The organism is Lacrimispora sp. (assembly GCF_047605665.1).
Classification (GTDB): Bacteria; Bacillota; Clostridia; order Lachnospirales; family Lachnospiraceae; genus Lacrimispora.
Map to the genome: position 1 here is coordinate 68,830 of NZ_JASGFH010000018.1, position 21,850 is coordinate 90,679.

General features: G+C 39.4%; 19 protein-coding genes. 1 reads left to right on the top strand and 18 read right to left on the bottom strand.

Going from position 1 to position 21,850, the window contains the following annotated elements; all coding sequences use genetic code 11:
* Nucleotides 1-13: 13 nt before the first annotated feature.
* From QM657_RS14865 to QM657_RS14890, 6 genes are all read right to left on the bottom strand, one after another.
* Nucleotides 14-937, bottom strand: a complete 924-nt coding sequence (locus QM657_RS14865) for a glycyl-radical enzyme activating protein (protein ID WP_415067486.1) — start codon at nt 935-937, stop codon at nt 14-16.
* A gap of 17 nt (nt 938-954) precedes the next feature.
* On the bottom strand, nt 955-3,306 hold the full coding sequence (locus tag QM657_RS14870; protein WP_415067487.1) for a glycyl radical protein: 2,352 nt from the start codon (nt 3,304-3,306) through the stop codon (nt 955-957).
* A 210-nt stretch (nt 3,307-3,516) separates the two neighbouring features.
* Entirely contained in the window at nt 3,517-4,281 is a 765-nt protein-coding gene (locus QM657_RS14875) for a DeoR/GlpR family DNA-binding transcription regulator (protein ID WP_415067488.1), read from the bottom strand.
* A gap of 249 nt (nt 4,282-4,530) precedes the next feature.
* Nucleotides 4,531-5,019 (bottom strand): heme-degrading domain-containing protein, encoded by a 489-nt coding sequence (locus QM657_RS14880; RefSeq protein ID WP_415067489.1) that lies wholly within the window; start codon nt 5,017-5,019, stop codon nt 4,531-4,533.
* On the bottom strand, nt 5,004-6,002 hold the full coding sequence (locus QM657_RS14885) for a Gfo/Idh/MocA family protein (protein WP_415067490.1): 999 nt from the start codon (nt 6,000-6,002) through the stop codon (nt 5,004-5,006). The genes QM657_RS14880 and QM657_RS14885 overlap by 16 nt, the downstream gene beginning before the upstream one ends.
* 777 nt (nt 6,003-6,779) lie before the next feature.
* Nucleotides 6,780-7,304: an AAA family ATPase gene (locus tag QM657_RS14890; protein ID WP_415067491.1), complete on the bottom strand. Its 525-nt coding sequence runs from the start codon at nt 7,302-7,304 to the stop codon at nt 6,780-6,782.
* A 163-nt stretch (nt 7,305-7,467) separates the two neighbouring features.
* On the opposite strand from QM657_RS14890, the gene QM657_RS14895 reads away from it, so the two are divergent.
* Nucleotides 7,468-8,163, top strand: a complete 696-nt coding sequence (locus QM657_RS14895) for a class I SAM-dependent methyltransferase (protein ID WP_415067492.1) — start codon at nt 7,468-7,470, stop codon at nt 8,161-8,163.
* Between the two features lie 607 nt (nt 8,164-8,770).
* Here the strand turns inward: QM657_RS14895 and QM657_RS14900 are convergent.
* The 12 genes from QM657_RS14900 to QM657_RS14955 all read right to left on the bottom strand — a co-directional run bounded on the left by QM657_RS14900 (nt 8,771) and on the right by QM657_RS14955 (nt 21,672).
* Nucleotides 8,771-9,307, bottom strand: coding sequence for a GNAT family N-acetyltransferase (locus tag QM657_RS14900; RefSeq protein ID WP_415067493.1), 537 nt, complete (start codon nt 9,305-9,307; stop codon nt 8,771-8,773).
* A 549-nt stretch (nt 9,308-9,856) separates the two neighbouring features.
* Nucleotides 9,857-10,396 carry a methylated-DNA--[protein]-cysteine S-methyltransferase gene (locus QM657_RS14905; protein WP_415067494.1) on the bottom strand — a complete coding sequence of 180 codons (540 nt, stop codon included), beginning with the start codon at nt 10,394-10,396 and terminating at the stop codon, nt 9,857-9,859.
* Nucleotides 10,397-10,406: 10 nt separating this feature from the next.
* Nucleotides 10,407-11,960, bottom strand: coding sequence for a DNA-3-methyladenine glycosylase 2 family protein (locus tag QM657_RS14910; protein ID WP_415067495.1), 1,554 nt, complete (start codon nt 11,958-11,960; stop codon nt 10,407-10,409).
* Nucleotides 11,961-12,325: 365 nt separating this feature from the next.
* Entirely contained in the window at nt 12,326-12,532 is a 207-nt protein-coding gene (locus tag QM657_RS14915; RefSeq protein ID WP_415067496.1) for a hypothetical protein, read from the bottom strand.
* A gap of 186 nt (nt 12,533-12,718) precedes the next feature.
* Nucleotides 12,719-13,237 carry a 2'-5' RNA ligase family protein gene (locus tag QM657_RS14920; protein ID WP_415067497.1) on the bottom strand — a complete coding sequence of 173 codons (519 nt, stop codon included), beginning with the start codon at nt 13,235-13,237 and terminating at the stop codon, nt 12,719-12,721.
* Nucleotides 13,238-13,285: 48 nt separating this feature from the next.
* On the bottom strand, nt 13,286-13,786 hold the full coding sequence (locus QM657_RS14925) for a GNAT family N-acetyltransferase (RefSeq protein WP_415067498.1): 501 nt from the start codon (nt 13,784-13,786) through the stop codon (nt 13,286-13,288).
* A gap of 74 nt (nt 13,787-13,860) precedes the next feature.
* A complete protein-coding gene (locus QM657_RS14930; protein ID WP_415067499.1) occupies nt 13,861-14,895 on the bottom strand; it encodes a helix-turn-helix domain-containing protein in 1,035 nt (344 codons plus the stop codon).
* A gap of 415 nt (nt 14,896-15,310) precedes the next feature.
* Nucleotides 15,311-16,147 carry a UbiA family prenyltransferase gene (locus QM657_RS14935; RefSeq protein ID WP_415067500.1) on the bottom strand — a complete coding sequence of 279 codons (837 nt, stop codon included), beginning with the start codon at nt 16,145-16,147 and terminating at the stop codon, nt 15,311-15,313.
* A 156-nt stretch (nt 16,148-16,303) separates the two neighbouring features.
* Nucleotides 16,304-17,242 (bottom strand): GNAT family N-acetyltransferase, encoded by a 939-nt coding sequence (locus QM657_RS14940; protein ID WP_415067501.1) that lies wholly within the window; start codon nt 17,240-17,242, stop codon nt 16,304-16,306.
* 675 nt (nt 17,243-17,917) lie between these two features.
* On the bottom strand, nt 17,918-19,594 hold the full coding sequence (locus QM657_RS14945) for a flavin monoamine oxidase family protein (protein WP_415067502.1): 1,677 nt from the start codon (nt 19,592-19,594) through the stop codon (nt 17,918-17,920).
* Between the two features lie 334 nt (nt 19,595-19,928).
* On the bottom strand, nt 19,929-21,284 hold the full coding sequence (rlmD, locus tag QM657_RS14950) for a 23S rRNA (uracil(1939)-C(5))-methyltransferase RlmD (RefSeq protein ID WP_415067503.1): 1,356 nt from the start codon (nt 21,282-21,284) through the stop codon (nt 19,929-19,931).
* A gap of 94 nt (nt 21,285-21,378) precedes the next feature.
* Nucleotides 21,379-21,672 (bottom strand): DUF4366 domain-containing protein, encoded by a 294-nt coding sequence (locus QM657_RS14955; RefSeq protein WP_333651658.1) that lies wholly within the window; start codon nt 21,670-21,672, stop codon nt 21,379-21,381.
* Nucleotides 21,673-21,850 lie beyond the last annotated feature (178 nt).

Here is a 21,850-nt window from a genome sequence, read left to right on the forward strand (position 1 = left end):
TATCCTTTCTCACTCATTCCATGATTATATTTTTCACTCCGTTAAGTGCTGCAATTTCCGCAAATAAAGCCATTTCCTCCCCGGAATATTGTCTGGGATTTTCTTTAAAATAGTAATCCTTGTCAATCAAATGGTATTTTGCCGCTGCCAGAGGATTATAATTTAAAAGCTCATAAGAAACCTCCGGATAAATCTCTGATATATAACGGCTGATGTCAGAAATATTTTCAGTGCTGTCCGTCAATCCGGGAATCATAGGCGTTCTTATAATGACGGATTCCCTTTTATCTGATTCCAGCAGGAAACGAATGTTGCTTTTTATCAGTTCATTGGACACGCCTGTGTATTTTTTATGGGCTTCCGGGTCAGAAATCTTATAATCCGCATAAATCAAATCTAAAAATGGGATCACTTTTGCTAACACTTCCTGTTTCACATGAAGGGCAGTTTCAACGGCAGTATGTATCCCCCGTGATTTTAATTCCTTAAGAAGAGCCGAAGCGAATTCATCCTGTAAGAGAGGCTCTCCTCCTGATAGTGTGACACCCCCGCCATATTTAAAGAATGGCTCATCCCGCATCAGTTCCTCTGCCGCTTCATGGGCTGTCATCCGTCTGGAGTCCCAGGCCAGAGCCCCTGAAGGACAGGCATCTATAATCCGGTTCCAGTCCTCGTCTTTCTCCGGATGAAGCTTCACCCCACCTTCTTCCAGCACTGCGCCGCCATTTTGGGCCATGGCAGCGCATATCCCACATCGGATACATTTATTGGGGAAATAAAGGGGCCTTGGCCTCACCGATATGCCTTCCGGATTGTGACACCATACGCAGGCAAGGGGACAGCCCTTTAAAAAAATAGTTGTGCGTATCCCACTGCCGTCATGTGTGGAAAATCTTCTGATGTCAAATATGGTTCCCTGTACGTTTTTACTGTCCATATACCGGCTCCCGTTCTCTATATATCTCCATAGCTGGTTCTCGCAATGATCTCATTCTGCAGTTCACCTGCCAGTTCCGTGAAGTAGGCCGTATATCCTGCCACCCGGATGGTCAGTCCTCTGTACTGCTCCGGATTGTTCTTTGCCGCAATCAAATCCTCCTTGCGCACAACATTGAACTGAATATGAGGAATTTCCAAATCCACAAACGTCCGCAGAAACTTTGCAAACTTGTCGATTCCCGTGTCATTCTTAAAGAATTCCGGCAAAAACTTCATATTTAAGAGCCCGCCATTGGTGGTTAAATCCTTATCCAGCTTTGATACGGATTTCAAAACGGCAGTTGGTCCTGCAATGTCCCTTCCGTATACCGGCGACATACCTCCGTCGGCCAGAGGCTTCCCGGCATTACGCCCATCAGGAGAAGCACCCACATTTTCCCCCATGGGCACATGGGCTGATACGGTGTACATTCCTGTATGGTATTTTCCGCCCCTGTAATTGGTATAACGGGACAGACGGTTTTTGAAATACCCGGCCCATTTTGCACCTAATTCATCCACCCAGTCTACGTCATTGCCGTATTTGGGGCTTTTGTTCAAAAGCATGGTACGCTGTATCTCATATCCTTTAAAATCAGCACGCAAGGCATCTAAAAGTTCCTGTTTTCCGATCTTCCCATCTTCAAACACAATCTTCTTCACAGCAGCCATGCTATCGGCTAAGTTAGCCACCTGTATCATCTGAATTCCAGAAAAGTTATAATAAGCGCCTCCGGCGGTCACATCAATTCCCTTTACCGTGCAGTCATCAATGACTGATGATAAAAATGGAGATGGGAGCAGGTCGATATGGGCCTTTTCTACCTCTTCGCAGGCTTTTATCATCTTATCCATGTATTCATCCAGATATCGCTGGAACACAGCTTCCAGTTCTTCAAAGGTCTGATATGTGGTGATATCCCCGTAATTTTCTGCCAGCTGCTCACCGGTAATCAGACATTTTCCGCCGTTTAAGGTCAGCTCCAGAACCTTGTTTAAATTAAACATAGCTGCATCGCTCCAGCCCAAGTTGTTTCCCTGGGTGGTCAGTTCCACACAGCCTACAATGGCATAATCCCTGGCATCTTCCCTGGAAATTCCCAGCTTTTCCATGGATGGAATCACCGCGTTATCATTGAAAAACTGAGGCATACCGCTCCCCTTTGCCACAACACGGATAGCCTGTTTTAACAGTTCATCACCCGTATGCTCATGAAGACGGACGGATAAATTAGGCTGGGGAAGACCAAGATGCTCCTGGGCTTTTAAGAGGAGGAATGATAAATCATTGGCAAGATCATTGCCTTCTTTATCCTGCCCCCCTATGGCTATGTTAAAGCCAATGGGAAAACCTGCAAAAAACTTGGCACTGTGGGCATTTCTTAAGTATACAATCTGATTAAATTTCAACCACATGCATTCTAAAATTTCCAGTGCCCCCTGTTGGTCCAGGATACCATTCTTCAAATCCCGTTCATAATATTCCCATAAATAGTCATCCATACGTCCAGGTGAAAAGGAAGATGCATTGGATTCCATATGGAGGATAGCAAACAGGAACCAAAGGGACTGAACCGCCTCGTGAAAAGTTTCCGGAGCCTGCTCTGACAGCTTACGGCAAATCTTTGCGACGTGAAGCATGTTGTTTCTTTTGTCAGCTTCCTGCTCCTGTTCTGCTTTTTCTTCTAAAAGCCTGGCATACCGGACCATAAAATCCTGTGTTCCTGACATGACAATGGATACGCTTTCATAAAAATCTCTTTTTTCTCCATAGGTCAGTTTCATCTTGGCCTCTGCTTCCGCCCTGATGGCTGCCGGACCCTTGTGAAGCCATTCCACGCTGTTGGGGCAAATATGTCCCTGAGCATGATCTTTCTGATTAATTTTCACTACCTTTGCAATCTCATCAATCTCTTTTCCGTACCTGCTTCGCAATACATCTTCCAGAGATTTCCCCTGCCAGTATGGCTTGATCTCGCTGCGAAAATAGTGAATGTCTTCCTCCCTGACCTGAAACTTATCCTGGGGGCGGGTCGGAAGGGACTCAAATTCCTTATCCACCCATGTGCTTCCGCTCTCAGGAAATACCACTCCGTAGCGGACGCCTGCAGTACGGTTTCCCACGATCAGTTCTTCCGGTTCTGCACTGATTTCCAGATTTTTCAATGCCGCCTTCAGCGCAAGGGCCCTTTGAATGATCCTGGGCTTATCTTCATTGGCCTTATAGGTATCTGTGATGATTTTTGCCTGCTCAATGGATGCATAACGGGGCTGGGAAAGCATCTTTTCTTTCAGCTTTTCAATTCTGTCGGTCATAACCAATGTCATAGATTCTCCTCCTTCTTATTAATTGATATTTATTGTTTTTTATTTGTTACCATCATTTATCATTAATATAATATTCTTTTTTATTATTGTTGTCAACATATTTGTTATTTATTTTTATTATTTTTTCCATATTGCTATTTATGTAAAAGTAAAATAAAAATGGATAATCTTAAGCCTGGCTTTCACCGGCACTTAAGATTATCCATTTCATCAATAAATCCACTCGATATCATATTCCTTCATCTGTTCCTCAATATCTTCCTGAGGCTTCCCATCCATAACCGCCCCGGTAAAACTGTCCACCTTGGCATATTTATATGTCCCATCCATATTAAATTTTCTGGTCTCCAGCATCATATACGCTTTCTTACTGACCTCTATGACCGCACTTTTCGTCAGACCGTCTTCCACCATATAAGTGGCTACACTGTTATCAATTAAATCCACTCCTACCGCCCCTACAAAGGCGATGTCGAACCGGTAATTGACAATCTGATCAATGGTAATGCTGCCTACAAAGCCATCATGACCACGGCTGAATGTCCCTCCAATGAATATGACTTTTACTGTCGGGGCGGCGGTCAGCGTCTGCATGACATCAATCATGTTCGTGACCACGGTGATTCGGAGCATGGATTTTGTCAGCAGCTTCGCCAGCTCTAAATTTGCAGTTGATATGTCCAGGAAAACCATGTCCCCGTCTTTAATCAACTCCAGGGCCTTCCGGGCTATCATCTGTTTCATTTCAATATTCTTGTCCTTCCGTTGAGCCACATCCAGATCATGAACATTGATGCGGATTTTCATAGCTCCACCGTAGGTTTTCTTTAGCAGTCCCTTTTTTTCAAGCTGGGTTAAATCCTTTCGGATGCTGTCTTCTGTCACATCAAATTTCTCACTTAACTCCTTTACCCGGACGGAACCTTTCTTATTGACTAATGAAACAATAGCGTCATGGCGTTCTTCTGCAAACACGGTAATCCCCTCTCATTCTCCGGCTTTAGGCCGATATGATATCTTTATTGTTTATTATTATATCATAGTCTTTATTGTTTTTCATTAAATTCATTTAAAACTGAACTTAATACTTTTCGTTTGTTTGAGATATCATCACTTATTTTCTTTTGAGAAGCACTTAATAAATATGCACTCGTAAAAATATGATGGTGATACAAGAGGAGAATTATTTTTTAAATATAAAACAAGAACATTTCCCGGCTATCATTATAATCTCTCCATTGAAAGAGCAAGTAAATAGTCTTTTATTACTTCTGCAACTAACTCATGATCCTCCCCTTCGGTTAATCCCGATACAGTGATAGCTCCTACCACTCCGCTGTTTTTTAAGATCAGAGGCACTGCCCCTCCTGCAGCCGTATACTCACTACAATCAAGCCCATACCTTCGGCCGATTTCATCCTGCTTTAGCTGCATGTACAGAGACATTTCATAAGAACTTTTATGAAACTTATATACTGTATTTTCTTTTCTTCTGATCCAGTCATCGTTAATAGGGGCTGTTCCAGGCATAGAACAGTAAAATAAACGTCTTCGGTTCAAGGTTATACAAATAGAAACTGGATAGTTCTTTTCCACTGCCCGTTCCCGAATTCCAGAGCCAATTATCCATGCAGTCTCTTCTTGAAAATCCTGGAATACAAGTTGTTCTTGCTGCTTTTTGATCTCTTCAATCTTTTTTAATATTTCTTCCATTTCTCCTCCGCATCTGCAGGAAACTTTATAGAAAGCTGATTCCTGACTTCATCCATAACCTGAAGTTCCATGAGTGAGATTTTCATCGGGTCATGCCAGTCCCTGTGTCCTTTAATCTGCTCAATCCATTCCTGGATTTCATAAATCATATTTGAATCCGACCCACGAGATACTAAAATCTCACTTTCACCATTTCTTCTATAAAATGTTACTTTCCTCGGATTCGGTATATCTTCAATAACCAGGGTTCCATCTTCTCCTTGAATTTGACTGGGAACATAACTGTCCGATATCTTGGAGTAAATGAGTTCTGCCTGCATTCCCTCATATTGGGCTATAATGGTTCCTGCTCCATCCACTCCGTTATGCAGAAGGATCGCATCAGATATAACTTTCTCTGGCAGTCCAAAAAGTTTAACCAAAGGATGGACACAGTAAACTCCTATATCCATCAAAGCCCCATTAGAAAAAGCAGGGTTAAATGCATTCTCAATAATGCCATTTTTAAATTTGTCATATCTGGAAGAATACTTGCAATACTGGAAGCTGACTCTGCGAATTCTTCCCAATCGTTTTATATTTCTTTGTATCACTGCGAATCCGGGGTCAAAAACGGAACGCATGGCTTCTAATAAAACTACATGGTTTTTGTCAGCAACCTCTGTCAACTTATTGAGTTCCATTCTGTTGGAGGTAATTGTCTTTTCACACATCACGTGTTTTCCATGAGAAAGCATTAAGATTGACTGCTCAAAATGTAAGCTATTAGGGCTTGCAATATATACTGCATCCACATCTTCTGATTCCGCAAGTTCCTGTAAATCGGTACAATATCTGCATGCACCGTATTCTGTTGCAAATGCTTTTGCTTTCTCCTCTTCTCTTGAATACGAAACTGCATATAAAAGTTCACTGCTCTTGGCTGCAGCATCAAGAAACCTTCTGACAATAAAGTTTGTTCCTATTGTGGCGAAACGAATCATAATCTTCTTATATCATGTATTTAGAATATATATACATGATGCCCTCCCTTTTCAAGTTTGAATTTTAATTCATCCAGGTAATCCTGAAATTATCCCTATGATATCACTACATTTATATACTTACAATAAACTACTGCTTTAAATTTTGCAGAAGCACAAATGCAATTTGGTGTGGCTGCAGAGATTTCGTTTATAATTTTATTCTGCAGTTGGTTACAACAATACAGAGTAATTCAATTTCATGTGTAATTAGTTGATGCAAATATATTATAGAGAGAGAAACAGTACAAGCATCAAAATCCCATCTATGCCTGTCCTGTTCATTACGATTATTATCAACTTTTTATAGCTCTTTATCGGATTCTATCTGCTAGCCAAAGCTTTCCTGTAGCCACTCTTTATAAATCTTCAGGTGTTTATGAATACCTCTTCTACCAATAAAGCAGCCACTAGTCTCTGATTGTGACAGATACTCTTTTCACTAATTCATCCACATTTTTGTAGATATTATCAAACTTCATTAATTATTTCAGGGATATATTTTTTATTTCTGTAATAAATAACTTCTAAAGTGAGTGTGGTTGGTCCATTACTATGAACCATACCTCAGTTCAGCAAAAAGGCTGTACTGCTCTCGATTATGTACTGCTGCGCTTCGTGCCGGAAAGCATCCGGGTGATGTGCTAAGGAGGTGCAGCATGCAGGTAGGCGTACGAAAAGCAGACTCATTCAAAAGGAGTCTGCCTGCTCAATGAATTGGAACCTGTTTTTCCAATTCTATTGCTCTTTGAAATGTAATAAAATATCCTCAACCGACTGCTCCGGTGACTGATCTGAGGTATTGATCCAAAATCCAATTTGGGGAGTTTCCTTCATAAAGTCCGCATACAGAGCCTCCGGAGTAAAACCGATATATCCAACCTTTCCCCGCAGTGCCTCACGCTTTTTTACTGTTTCCACATTTGGGCAAAGCACTATTACATGAACATTTCTATCACCGAGCATATCTAATACGCGGGAAAATTCTTCTCCGTAGTAATTATCCTGCATAACAACAGAAAATCCATTATCATAATAAGTTCCGGCCACATCTGCAGTCAAACGATAGCGCAGATGCAACTGCCGTACTGCTTCGTCGGACGGCTGCGGGGACATTTCTGCACGTCCTGATACAATCATTGTGCGAAATATATCACCGCGTAAATGCACGCTGTTCTCAAGTTTTGAAGCGAGCAGTTCTGCAACTGTTGATTTTCCAGATGCCATAATACCAGTAATTAAATATATTGCTTTCTCCACCATAACGCGCCTCCTATTGGTGTTTTTCAAATCCGTAAAGTATTCTATCTCAATGATAAGGTAGGGTTTGGCGTATTAGTACACATTGAAAACTTGATATTGATAGTTAGAAGAGGGTGTTGTATTATTAAACAAAATATATCAGAATTTAGTCAGGGGGGACACAATGAAAGATCATTTGGAGTTAGTTGCCAAATCGTATGATAAAGGAATTGATTTAGGACGAAAAGGGATTGATTCTTATCAGAGTCTCCCTCCACATATTACTAATGACCCCAATTACCCCTTATATCTGAAAATGCGGATGGATGAAACACTTTCAGACAGCAGTCAAAAGGAAATAGTGGAATATCTGGCCCCCCAAAAAGGTATGAACTTTATTGACCTTGGGTGTTGTTTGAACTTAATGTTTCGAGGATATCATGAATGGACATCGACGTATTATGGTGTTGATATAAGTGAAAAGACCATAGAACTGTTGCAGGAATTTGTTCACAATAATAACATTGAGATTGGCTCTTTATTTTGGGGCAGTATGCATGAAACACCATACGCTGAAAGTTTTTTTGATATCGGCGCATGTATTGGTTCGCTGGAATATTTTGAAAAGGACTTTGTGGCGCAGGCAATTGCAGAAGCTCATAGGATAATGAAACCTGACGGTAAATATATACTTGATATTCCAGATGCAGGAAGCCCTGAATTTCAAATCACAGCACTCATTGAAGAGTATCTGGGCAGAACTGATCGATATAATATATCAAATAATGAATTTGAGACAATGTTAATGCCTTATTTTAAAATAGTTAAAAAAGAGAAGATGGGGCCCATGATTCAATATTTTCTTATTTGCATCAAATGAACAATAGAGAAAACTTGCTTAATTAGAATTTTCCAGCTATGTATTATTGATGTAAAGCCAATTATTAAAGATAAAGATATGTTTTTATAAAACATGACATGACTAAAGGTGCAGGATAGTAAACATAAAAAACCACTTCATACCTTTCCATTTACCACGCTGATCATTGTATATTTTGAGAAAAGGAACAGCCAAAGCAACCCCAGTATATTATAGCCCTCAGCAATGAAATACATCACAATCGGAATGGTAAGCCGTCCGATTGTGTGCATTATTAATGTGACACGTCTGTTCGGTATCCCGGAAAAATAGGCCATGCAATATGGTCGATAGTCATGGCGATAATTGCAATCATTTTTAATTAATTACAATTTAGCCTCCTATTCTATCTATTTGTTGTCCCTCCCGTTTCGTTCTATAGAAATAATCTGCATTTTTATACTATTCTTTAATGACTTTCATTTTAATTCTCATATAATCTGCATACCATTTGTCGTCCTTATACAAAACTTCCTGCGAATGAAAAGTCTTCTGTATATTTATCCGCATTCCATGTAATATTCCTCGTGTATGTTCTCCTGTATTAATGCTACCGCCATATTGGAATTTATCTTTCCGATTTTAATATGGCATATTCCAATTCATCTTCCCAGATTATATTGTTATCCTTAATATATTTACATTTTTGTATAAAATGTGCTTCTCTACGCATATTGCATTTTTCTAAAACTCTCCATGAACCAATATTTTTAGGATGACATAGTGCACAAACTCTATGCACATTTAATACATCAAAACTATAATCAATTAATGCCCTTGTCATCTCTGTTGCATAACCTTTTCCCCAATTTTTTTCTAATAGAAGCCAACCAATTATTGCTGTATCATTTTCATAATCTAAGTGAATTCTGGAACGGCCAATTTTTTCCTGATTATCTTTCAAAATTACTGCCATTTCAAAGTTCACTTGTGGTTTCTCTTCCCAGTCACATATAATTTTATTTAAATGTTTTTGAGCTTTCTCTGCATTCATGACATCATTTGGCATATATCTCATTATTTCTTCATTAGAATAAAGCCCTATAATAATGTCCAAATCATCTTGATTAAATGGTCTCATTATTAATCTTTCTGTTTCAATCATTATACTTATACCTCATCTCAGTTAATTCATGATTTTTTAATTTGTTAATCATTCAGATAAACTGAACTCTTCAAAAGCGAAATCTATTACATTTACTATCTTTCCAATGATTCATAAATCAAATATTCATATCCATTCAAAAAACCAATCTTTCATCATTGGAAAGACACTATTTAACTTATTCCAAGTATTTTTGATTTCATCGTAGTCAATAGCACTAGCCACATTATATCATGATATTTATTTGAAAAGTAATGCTTCTTACTATTTTTATATCTATTTTTCCATAATACTATTCGTAATCATTTACCGATAGATATAATAAAGACGTAAACATAATTGCTCACGCCTTTATTATATCCGTTCATCTTTTTTATTTTTAGCACAATTCAACTACAAGCTCCACATTCCCGCAATCAGTAATTTTATATTACATAGCAAAAACTCTTATTGACTAGTTCAGATGGAATAACTTTTACCACATCTAAACCGATATGTAAATAAATCTTCAATTGATTACTGAATGTAATCCCCCTCCTTCCATTCTTACTATAATGCGCTCCCCTTCTTCGGAATAAAAAAGCGTTCCACATTCACGCCCTCTATCGTGAGAAGCGCTAACTTCTTATCAATGCCGCCTGCATACCCGGTCAAGCTCCTGTTGGTTCCCACAACTCGGTGACAGGGAATGATGATAGAAATGGGATTATGGCCAACTGCCCCGCCAACCGCCTGACTGGACATGCTGCTTCTCCCCATCTTTTCTGCCATTTTTCTCGCAATATCGCCATAAGTAACCACCTGGCCGTAAGGAATTTGACAAAGGATTTCCCACACTCCCTGCCTGAATTCGCCTCCAATTGGGGCTATCGTCAATTCGGAAACCGCAGGTTTTTTACCGGCAAAATACCGGTCTAACCAATCCTCTGCATTTCTAAAAACAGAGCGGCTATGATCCTCTTTCATTTCTTCTTTTACTGTACCGCCAAAATACTTTTGCCCTTCCAGCCATAATCCCACAAGAGCCCTGTCATCAGCAGCCAGTGTAATCACCCCCAAAGGTGAACTATAATCCGTTGTATAATACATAAAAAACCTCCTATAGTGAATTCCAAAGATTCAATGTGGCATAACTGCGCCAGGGACGCCACTGCTCTGCAATATTCAGCAACTCTTTCGGTGTATATCCTGGCAATGCATTTTTTATACCAACGTCCGTTTCCAGAAATGCATCCGGCCAGGCCATTGTACGCATTGCAATATACTGTGCCGTCCAATTGCCAATCCCAGGAATCAATAACAGCTTTTTCATTTCTTCCTCCGGCTCAGGGCAGAATCCAAAATTTATTTCTTCCTGTATAAAAGCCTTAGCCAAAGCTGCAATCGTTTTTGCCCGTGAAGCGATCACCCCCAAAGGTCCCAGGTGATTCTCAATAGGTCCTTCTAAAGCAGCTATATTTTCTGGAGTGGGAAATGCGCGGAATAATCCGTCAATTCCTGTCTGTACCGGTGTTCCGAACGCCATTACAATCCTCCCTGCCAGTGTGCTTGCAGCTTTAACAGTAATCTGCTGCCCCAAAATCGCCCTCACTGACATCTCAAATGGATCAAAACAGCCCGGCAGGCGAGTTCCGGGCAAACAAAGCCCCGGACGAATATCATTCATGGTTGAAAGCGCCTGGTAGATGGTTTCGGGTTCACAATACAAATCAAACATATTTCTTATTTTTCCAAGAACTTGGGGTAAAACAGGCAGTAAAGTCTCGCCTATGGTGACCCCTAACACATTTTTTTCCAATATATGGCTAATCCTAACCCAACCATAAATGTCTTCTTTTTTACTGCTGACTATGTGCACCGTTCTGAAGTACATATTATCTCTGACAAAATCCACTCCTGGAATAGATCGGTTTTCAAGAAAACGCAGAATCTCATTCCAACGGTAAGGCGGACGATATCCCAGATAAACGGTGATATTATCGCTCTGTCTTTTTTCTTTCGACATCTTTTTCCGCAAATCCGTGGGCGTCAAATGATAATGTTCTTTAAATGAATCATTAAACCGGCGCAATCCCCCAAACCCGGAAGCCATTGCAACATCAATTACCGGTAAATTTGTATCTGTAAGCAGCTTTTTGGCAAGCAGCAAACGGCAGGTTTGCAGGTATTGAATCGGTGTAACATGATATTCCGCCATAAATACGCGCCGCAGATGCCTGCCGGTACACCCAAGTTGTCCAGCCAATACTTCCATCTTTTCTCCATTACCGCAGTGTTCTTCTAACATTCTTGCTGCACGCTGCGCCAACACAGAAGAAGCATCCGTTATGGATACCCCTGGTGCCAGTTCAGGTCTGCATACCAGACAGGGGCGGTATCCCGCATGTTCTGCTTCGGCTGCGGAAGAATAAAAGGTGCAGTTTTCGGCTTTTGGCATTCTCGCTCCGCATACGGGGCGGCAATATATTCCTGTTGATGATACTCCCATAAAAAAGCGGCCATCAAATCTTACGTCCTTTGCTTTAAATGCTGCATATAATCCAACATCATTTTTCATTTCTTTATTTTCTCCTGTTATGAACATGGAAGTTACTCTTTTTTTGAGTGACTGCTTACGTAAGGTCATTTTTACATAATAATATACTTCTTTCATTCAATGGATTCTCTTGAGAGTTAACTTTATTTAAGTATATCATACTAATTCAAAATATCTGGCAATTTTCGGACATGGATGTTATCAATATTTTCTGATAACTCTAAAATATATAATAGCGAGTCAATTCACTCTGGCTTGCAGCTCACACAACTATAATAAAACACCAGTCATATGCCTAAACAGGACTGGTGTTTCTACAGTTTATTACTTATCTATTTTTTCCAAAACGTTTCCTTTCCCTATCCCACCACAGTAATCGGAAACATATCTCACTTCAATTAAGTGCAAAAGCACGCCTTAAGTTAATCTGAGAGGAAAAACGTCTGTCCATCTATTGCCTACAAAATCCAGGTTTGTATTGATTATAACATGACCATATCTCCACCGATCAAATGTAGGTAAGATGGTACGGTCTTAGACGCTTTTGGAGAGTATATACTGTCTGTATATCCTTCTTCACTGTACATTTCCTGATATATAGCCTGTACAAAAATTAATGTTGAAATTGAGCCATTAATGACAGGATAATTATATACCGTGATTCCAAGTGAATCATCTAAATCTGTCATTTCCTTGGACTTATGGACTTCATCAACTGGTTGTTCTGTTCTGATTAGGGGGATGTGGTACCCCGTTCCTGACAGTTCCATTATTGGAACAGGAACAAAGAACCAGTACCAACAGGCTGATTAACAGCAAACTGAACCTTCTTTTTATATGCATCATTGCCTTTCTGCAAAGTGAAAAATTTGGGTTTAGCTATGCAATTCATACTCTTCTATAATAATTGATTCTTCATTCTCACCAATCATTTCAACTGATATCATTTTGACCACGGTATTGAATTCAGTATCACATTGGTTCACATCATCAAATGCTTCATCGAGAGACTCCACGGAAGGTACTTTCCCAACTGTCATATGCGGAACATAATGATACGACGCATCAGATTGATTTAGTTCTCCATTATATAACCTATCATGAATACTTCTAATTATATCTTTTCCCTCTACTATATTTAAAAACAAATAATTTCCATATTCATTTATATGCGTACTGAATCCTTTTAATTTAATTTTAAATGGTTCTATATCACTTAAACATTCTTTTAAATGTAAATGCAGTTCTTCTTTCGTTAACTGGCTATCGAAAGGAAAAACCAAAGTAATATGCGGTGATACTAAATCTGCCAATGGGTCATATTTCTTGCGGATATGATTAATAATATCGATGTTTTCAAATTCAGGAAAAATCATAACAGTTCTTTTGCTCATGACTCATATCCTCTGCAAATCAGAATTGATCAGTTTTGTATTTATAATCTAAAAAAGCTTAGACATATAGTACTCATCAACATATTCATTGTCTACAATCATAGACTGTTTCTTTATCCCTTCAACAGTAAAACCATTTTTCTCGTAGAGATGCTTTGCAGCCTCATTTTGACACATAACTGTCAGTTCAAGCCGGGTAATATGATTCTTCTTCGCCCAGTAATCCAATTCAGCAAAAAGCTTTGAACCAATCCCATAATTCTGGTATGCAGCACGAACTCCTACAACGATATATGCTGAATGATATACTCTTTTACATCTGCCTCTTTGTGCTAAAAGATATCCAATTAATTCGCCTTTATCTTCAGCTACCAGAAAGAGGTTATCTCCATGGACAGCCGTATTAATAATATCTTTTACCCGTTCAATGTCTTTTGATCTTTCACCTGGTTCGTACATCATATATTTTGTTTCAAAATCAAGAGCATACATCAGTTGCCATACCGCTTCAGCCTGGTCTTCAGTCGCTTGGCAAATTGTAATATCCATACTTACCTCCTACTATTTGTATACAAAATCCGCATGAATGATATTTTGATAAGCATCATTATCATAATACCGGTTTACTGCCTTACCAGTTCCTTCCAACGCTGATTCTTTTTCATATAGTCATATGTTTCCTCATCCCTGAAACACGTCAGCAAGTTCTCATGCAGCTCTCTGCTAAACTCCTTACCTGTTTCTCTAAATTCCATATGTTCATAAAGAGCTGACTTCGTAAAATCACATATACTATCCAGGCTGGCTATCAGCCGCTCCATTATTTCTATTGTAGCTTTTACATCTTTTTCTACTGTTGCCAGATCAAGTGCATCGGGAACCGCATGGTACTCCCCTACTTCAAAAAGATTCGCCAGTTCTCTTTGTTTTTCAGCAAACATATGAGCCTTTTCCATGTTTTTATCACGCATTACCAGCATATACAGACTGTGAAATATCATATTTATCATCTGATAACCTGAAAATAATAATTCTTCGTATGTTTTATATGCTTCGTTCATTCGGTTGGTCTTGCTGTAAATAACTGCTTGCTTTCTCTTCCGCTCTGGATTTTGTTTTGAATAGTAAGCCAGATATTCCTCTGCCTTCTCGTATTGTTCCTCTCTTGAATAGAATTCAAACAGGAAATCCGCAGCAAGAATCCTGGTCGTTTCATCTTCACTGGCCAGTGCGCGGACATAACATTGATTAATATAATCGTTATATTTTTCCGAGTCTGGAATATCTCTTGTAAGACGCCATGCATCAAAAATCACTGCTGTTTGCAAAATTAGCTGTTCACAATTAGGATACTGTTCGATTTTACCTTTTGCCCATTGGAATACTTCTTCAAAAGGTTCACATTTCAGCCTGGAGTCTATTTCATATATAATATGGTTTATTTCTTCCTCTGTAAGTGTTTCTTGAAAACATAACAGTGTATCCAGGGTAATATCAAGCAGTCTTGCAATGGGAGCTAATAACATAATATCTGGATTTGAGTTTCCATTTTCCCACTTATTAACTGCCGGTGCCGTCACTCCCAGAATATTTGCCATTTCTTCCTGAGTTATATTTTTTATTTTCCTGTGTTTCCGTATTACTTCACCAATCTGCATATCAATGATCTCCTGAATTTTAGTTCAATAAGTAATGGCCTTTACTGATTTAATCATATCAGGAAGCATGTTGTCTAACAACTGAATCTTTGTTAATTATTCTTTAATAAAATTAACCGATACTCATATTAGAATATAACTTCTATGAAATCTTACTTCTGCACTAGATGCTAAATCTTTATTCCCATAAATCTTTTAAAGATTTTTCTATTTCCTCTATAAAAGGCAGGCTACTCTCATAATCATTCGGAAATAAATCTTTCAGCTTATATTTCAAAATACTAACGGGTTGACCGCTTGCCTCTAATGAGTAATTCGGCCATTACAGTATCTTTTGTTTTATATATGAGCAATCCCGAAGTCTCGTCGTCTGTTTTCCTTTTCCTCTGATGATTGCAATACAGCAGGAGAATTATCAAAGAATCAAACCGCTTAAAAATATCGTCACCGTTTGCGCTCCCACAATGATGACATAATTCTGCACCGAAAGGACAAATGTTTTTTCTTTGATCTGTTCCTTCTTAAAGCGGCAGTTGTTCTTATAAACAGGAATTATGGTAAACAATGCCAGCAGGCAGACCGGGGACAGGAATCCTAACGCTACCAACGCTGCCCATGTCAAATAAGTAATATAATATAGACCAGCAAAAACACTCAGCGCTTTTTTGCCTAAATAATAAGGCAGGGTATACCGTCCAACAGTAATATCCTTTTCCACATCACAGATATTATTAGCCAGCATAATGTTGGCTGTGGCACAGATTGGGCCAGCGGAAAACAAAAGCAGGAAAATCATAAAACCAAGGTTTAAGTCCAGCCGGACTACATGCCAGTCTGTCGCTAAGGCCAGGAACGTTCCGGCAGGCATGTTCATGTAAAGCATCAGAAAAGGAATAAACAAACCATAAAACAGTCCCGAAAAAATTTCGCCTAAGGGTAAACGGGAAATAGGTATTGGTCCCCAGGTGTAGAACACTCCGCAAAGAAAGCACACCCCTCCAAGGAGGAGCACTACCAGATCCGTACGATATGCCAGCGCAAGGCCTAAAGCAGTGCTTATGCCAAGCAGCAGATATATGATGAGCTTTGCCATGCTGCGGGAGAAGGGCAGTTTCTGACCATTGGTTTTGGTATCAATATAATTATTGATTGCAGTTGTAGTCAGGTCAAACAGGAACATGGAGCTAAAGAACAAAAGCGTGCGCTCTGCATTCACCGGCTGTCTGCGGTAAAACAGGTAAGCCAGAGACATGAAAAATGGAAACACGCTTGTAATTTTAGTGCGTATTTCAACAAATTCAAGAATTTTATTAATATTAGAATGATGGGGGGCTATAACAGTTTTTGTTTGCATAATTACCTCTTTCCTATATTGATTCAAATGGTGTTCTACCAGGTGCTGTACGCATTATAACTTCAAACAGAAATAATCCATTACCGAGGTTTCCTTAAATCCACAGGAATTATAGAGATTTAAGGCAGTTGCGTTTTCTGCTGCAACTTGAAGCATAATTGTGTTTGTCTGTGATTCTTTAAGTTTTTTCACCGCACTTAAAAGTATCGCCCGCCCAAAGCCCTTTCCGCGGAACTCCGGCAGCACGCCCAGTCCATAAATACCACTAATTGCTGCATTGATTTGCATGTGAACTTTTCCGACTATTTGCTTGTCTTTCTCAGCAAGATAAATCGTCATCCCCCGCTTTTCCTCTTCTTCAGGCATGACTAAATCTGAGTCGTTTTCTTCTAGATCAGAATTTGTAAATTCTGTAGTGTCACTAAAGTAAATGGCATTTTGCCTTGCAATCTCACGAGCATCAAAATTTACCGCTTTTCTTAAAGTAATGCCACACATATGCTCTTGCGAAACTGCAGATACCTCCGCCATAAGGTACATTTCAAATTCGGAATATTTGTAGTCTGCACCGTTCCTTTTCAGAAAGCCCTGACCAGAAGCAGATTTGCGGTCACAGAGTAGAAGAACACCGTCTGAATTTCTTTTTTGGCATTCTGCCATGACTAATTCAAACAATTTAGTAAAAATACCCTTACGTCTATGTTCCGGATGTACCATGCCAGTTATTTCGAGCGGCGTTCCCGCTCCGCCGAAACCACATATTCCTATATAGCCGATCAGCTTTTGACCGTTAAAGTAAAGGAACTCATTAATTTCTTTATTATCAAGATTCCCTGTATCTGACAAAGCAACCCCAAGCTTATAATCAAGCTCAAGCTTTAAAGTCGTCTGGTCATTTTGGGTGCACTCTTTCTCAAGCGCAGCGATTAGTTCGTAATCTTTTTCACTTAAATACGTTTTTAGTTTAACAGAAGGTTTATTTACTTCTTTCATGTTTTTATCTCCTTTTCAAAAGGCAGCAGACCTCTGTATTTGTTGAAGCTGTGACTCTGATTCCCGAAAGGCGTGGTTTGGCCTTGGCGAACCACTTACTATTCCACAAAAAATAGATTCTAAGTCTCTTTTTGAATGACTCTGTTACATCGGATGCATATAGCTTAGTCTATATTTCCTCAACTTTGTATAGGTCCGTTCTTCTAGCACTCAAAAGAGGCAATCGACTTCGGATACTTTTGTTTATTTCCAAATCAATATCAATTACAATGATTGTCGGCTTTTCATCAGCACGGTAAATAACGTCTCAACATTCCTTGTTGCTATAATTCTGACGCTCATACCCTTTTTTTATAAGTCAACTATTCTAATTATAACATAGCAGCTCCTATTTATCGATATATATTAATAAAGATAAAAACTGCCAGCAATAAAACCCTCAGCATACTGATGAGGGTTTTATTGCTGGCAGTTTTCAGTTGAAAACACCTTCTCTGATTCTATTATCATTTATCATTACAATTTAAGTAATCCATAATTGATTTAAAACTTTGATATTCCTCAATCAATTTATCAAGATTAATAAAGTTAAAAAAGCAGCGCTAAAATACAACATTAGAATAATTATTGGAAAGCTATATTGTATATGTTTATATTTAATATTCCAATTCTATATTATCTCAGATTCATCGCCAGTGTATTAGCCGCCAGCATACCGCTATATAAGGCTCCCTGCATCCAGCCAGGTTTTACAGAAGTGTGTTCTCCAGCAAAAAATACACGGTTATTATATTCCGGTTCAAGAATGGTATGGGCGAAATTTATCTTTTGACCGGGGAGATTTACAGCAAATGCCCCTCGAAACCACTGCTGGTGGTTCCAATCTACAACTTTATAATGCTCCACAATAGAATCCAAGAAATTCTCCGGCAGTCCATGTACCTCTTCCACATTTCTCTTAATCAACGAAAAACGCCTGCTTTCGCTTTGATTCGCAACCCGTATAGAATCCTGATTCACATTATAAGAGGCAACTAATACACCGGGTTCTAATGGTGAGCAGGATAAGGGCTCCGTACATTGGATATGGTCGGAGGGATATATAATGGACTGAATCGGCAGATCAGTAAAAGAAATACCTCCGTTCATGTTTCCATATATCGTATTTTCCTCCCAAAAACGCCGATTACAGAAAAAGGCAGCCTTAAGGGAATCCGTGTAAAATAATTCCCGGATAGCCTGCATTTTCTGATTACTGAAAAATGGTTTTATATCTACTTCCCGTAAAGTGGAGAATGGGATGGCACAGATAACGTAATCAAATTCTTCATATGCATTTGTCATGTAAGTGTTATTATATCTTAGAATAACTTTACTTTCAGGGGAACTCTGATAAATTCCGGTTACATTATGACCAAGTTTAATATCAACATTCCCAAGCAGATCCGGTGCAATATCATATTCTCCCGGATTGGGGGACGTAAGCGAATTATAAAAAGCCAAAGGAAGGTTGATCATACCTCCAGCTATTCGGTAAGTATTCAGAAAATCCATGGAATATAACTCCTGCAGGGATTCACTGTAACTGGTGTTAAGCAGTCCTCCGATCAGAGGGTCCACACTGGCTATCAAGTTTATGGCGTCTTGACTTAAACCGCGCATCTCCAGTATATCCCTGATACTGTTGTTTATATAAAAGGAATACTCTGGCGAATACGCCGGCAGAATCTGCAGCAATTCTCTCCGGGTATACGGAGCCAGGCTTCGTAAGACAGAATCAAAGGCATAATCATTTAACTCTGACCATGGCAAAGACTTTTCATAATCCGTAAGATTAAATAAGGGATATAAATATTTCGTTATATTACTCCCGTCCCGATCTCTCCGTATTCTGGTATTATGAACGTATATAAAGTTGTTGGGAAAAGGTGAAGTAAGCGAAATGGTATTCAGATGTAACAAATTTATATAATGCCAGGTTGTGCCATGGGACAGAGGGATTCTCATAGCACCAAATTCTCCATAATACCGCCTGTCCTGATCAAAATAATAAGTATATACCCTTCCACCTATGCGGTCTTCCATGGCATCATACAGAGTAACTTCTACTCCAATTTTTCTTAATTCAAAGGCAGCGGATAAACCTGCCAAACCTGCACCGATTATACCTACTTTAATATTTTTATGTGCTCCGGGAGCCGCATAAGAGGTAATATCAGGCGGGGGATTTAATAGTTCAACAACATTTTCAAAATCTTCTGGCCGGCCCGCGTTTGTAAAAGCATTTCTTAATATTTCATATCTTGTAGAATCACTTGGATTTGTCAGATAATTAACTGTTTGATCAGACATATATGGATGCCTTTCATCAACGCTTTTGTTGTTAATGTATTATCTGGATTTTTAAAATATACTTAAGGAAAATCAATTTAGCAGAAATTAAACTATTTAGACTCAAAAACCGGTGTAATCACAATTTAAACCATATATAATCAAAAAAAGTTACCTTTATACAAAAAAGAGTTTTACCTGAATAATATTCTTTTACAACTCGTTCAACCAGTTTTCTGCAAGAATAGCAGGGGGCATTTTTACGGTGATACAATTAAAAACAAGGCACAGATTATGATTCCTGCCCCTTGTTTTATAATATTGGCCCATATACAATGATAAGTAACTTATAACACTAATTTCGGCACAATTCAACAACTGTCTCAATTCCAGCCGTAGAAGGAAACATATCCACACAGCAAACCCTCTCCACCCGATACCCTCTCTCCTGCAACACCACCAAATCCCTAACCAAACTGGTAGGCTTACAAGACACATAAACCATCCTATCCACCCCAAAATCAATAATCGCCCCCAAAGCCTTCGGATGAATCCCATCTCTCGGCGGGTCCAGAATAATAAGATCCGGTTTATCCTCAAGGCTTCCAATCACCTTCAATACATCTCCGGCAATAAACTCACAATTCTCCAACCCATTAAGTTTCGCATTCTCCTTCGCCGCTTCCACAGCCTCTTCCACAATCTCCACTCCCACAACCTTCTTAGCAACCGGAGCCACGATCTGCGCAATCGTTCCTGTTCCGCTATATAAATCAAACACGACCTTGTCCTTCGTCTCCCCCACATACTCCCTGGTTTTCTCATACAATACCTCTGCCCCAAGAGAATTCGTCTGAAAGAAAGAAAAAGGCGATATCTTAAATTTCAATCCTAAAAGCTCTTCATAAAAGAAATCCTGCCCATACAAAATATCAGTCCTGTCACTCTTCACCACATCAGCCAGACTGTCATTGAGCGTATGCAAAATCCCAACAATCTTCCCTTCCAGTTCAAGCCCTAAAAGCATATCCGCAAACGGTTTCAAATCCAGTTCTTCCTGAGTAGTCGTCACCAGATCCACCAATATTTCCCCTGTCTTTACAGCTCTGCGCACCAGTAAATGACGCAGATATCCCGTATGCTGCATTTTCTTATAAAATCCAATTCCCCTGACTTCAAAATACTCCTTTACCCCTTTTAAAATACAACAAAAATCAGGGTGAACAATCCGGCAGTCCTCTGTAGTCACCACATCGTAAAAACTTCCTCTCTTATGCATTCCCAGCGCAAGAGGTCCATCCTTATACTCATCTCCAAAGGAAAACTCCATCTTATTCCTATACCCATCTTCCATGGGACTGCCCTTAATACCCTCAAACTCATAACCCTCGCAGACCCCATCCAAAAGAGCTTTCACCTGCTGCTCTTTAATCTTAAGCTGCTTTTCATATGGAATCGTCTGATATGTGCATCCGCCGCAGTTTCCGAAATGAGAACATGGATTCTCCGCTGTTTCCAGTGGGGAGCGTTCCAACACTTCCAGAATCCGTCCTTCGCACTTCCCGCCTCTTTTCTTATTGATCATAACCCTTACCTTCTGACCGGGAAGGCTGTGCTTTACCGCAATTTTTCCTTCAGGAAGTTCAATAACTCCTTTATCCGGGAAATCAAATCTTCCTATTGTACCTTCGTATATTTCACCCTTTTTCACGTTTCTGACTCCTATCCTGCTCTATCTTAATTTTCAGGCAAAAAAGCGTGTCTCACTTTCTGAGGCACGCTTTTGCTCGTTTTAAATGCAAATTTTACTCTTCAGAACCTTCGCCCGGCTGATCGTCTTCAAAAAAATCATCGTCAAAGTCATCATCGAAATCGTCTTCAAAATCTTCCAGATAATCCGGTGTAAAGAAGCGGTATACAGTGTAGGCAATTCCTGCCACTGCTGCCACTGCACCTATGATAGCCAATACCCAAAGGATGCAGTTTTTCTTCTTTTCTTCCTGTTCCCTCCTATGAAGCAATTCGTTCACTCTGCTTGAATTTATCATATCTTCCAGTTTGCTCATCGCTTCTTTGCTCATTGCATCAAATCTGTTCATGTGTCCACGTCCTTTCTGAGAGCCCTGCTTTCTTTTTTTTGCCCTTTTTCAAAGCTTTAAAATATGCTGTAAGGCGTTTTCCTTACCTTCCGGCAAAGTTTTAGTTTCTCTGCCTATCGCAGTTATTATACCATTATATTGATTATTTTACTATCATTTTTGCCTTTTTTTATAAATT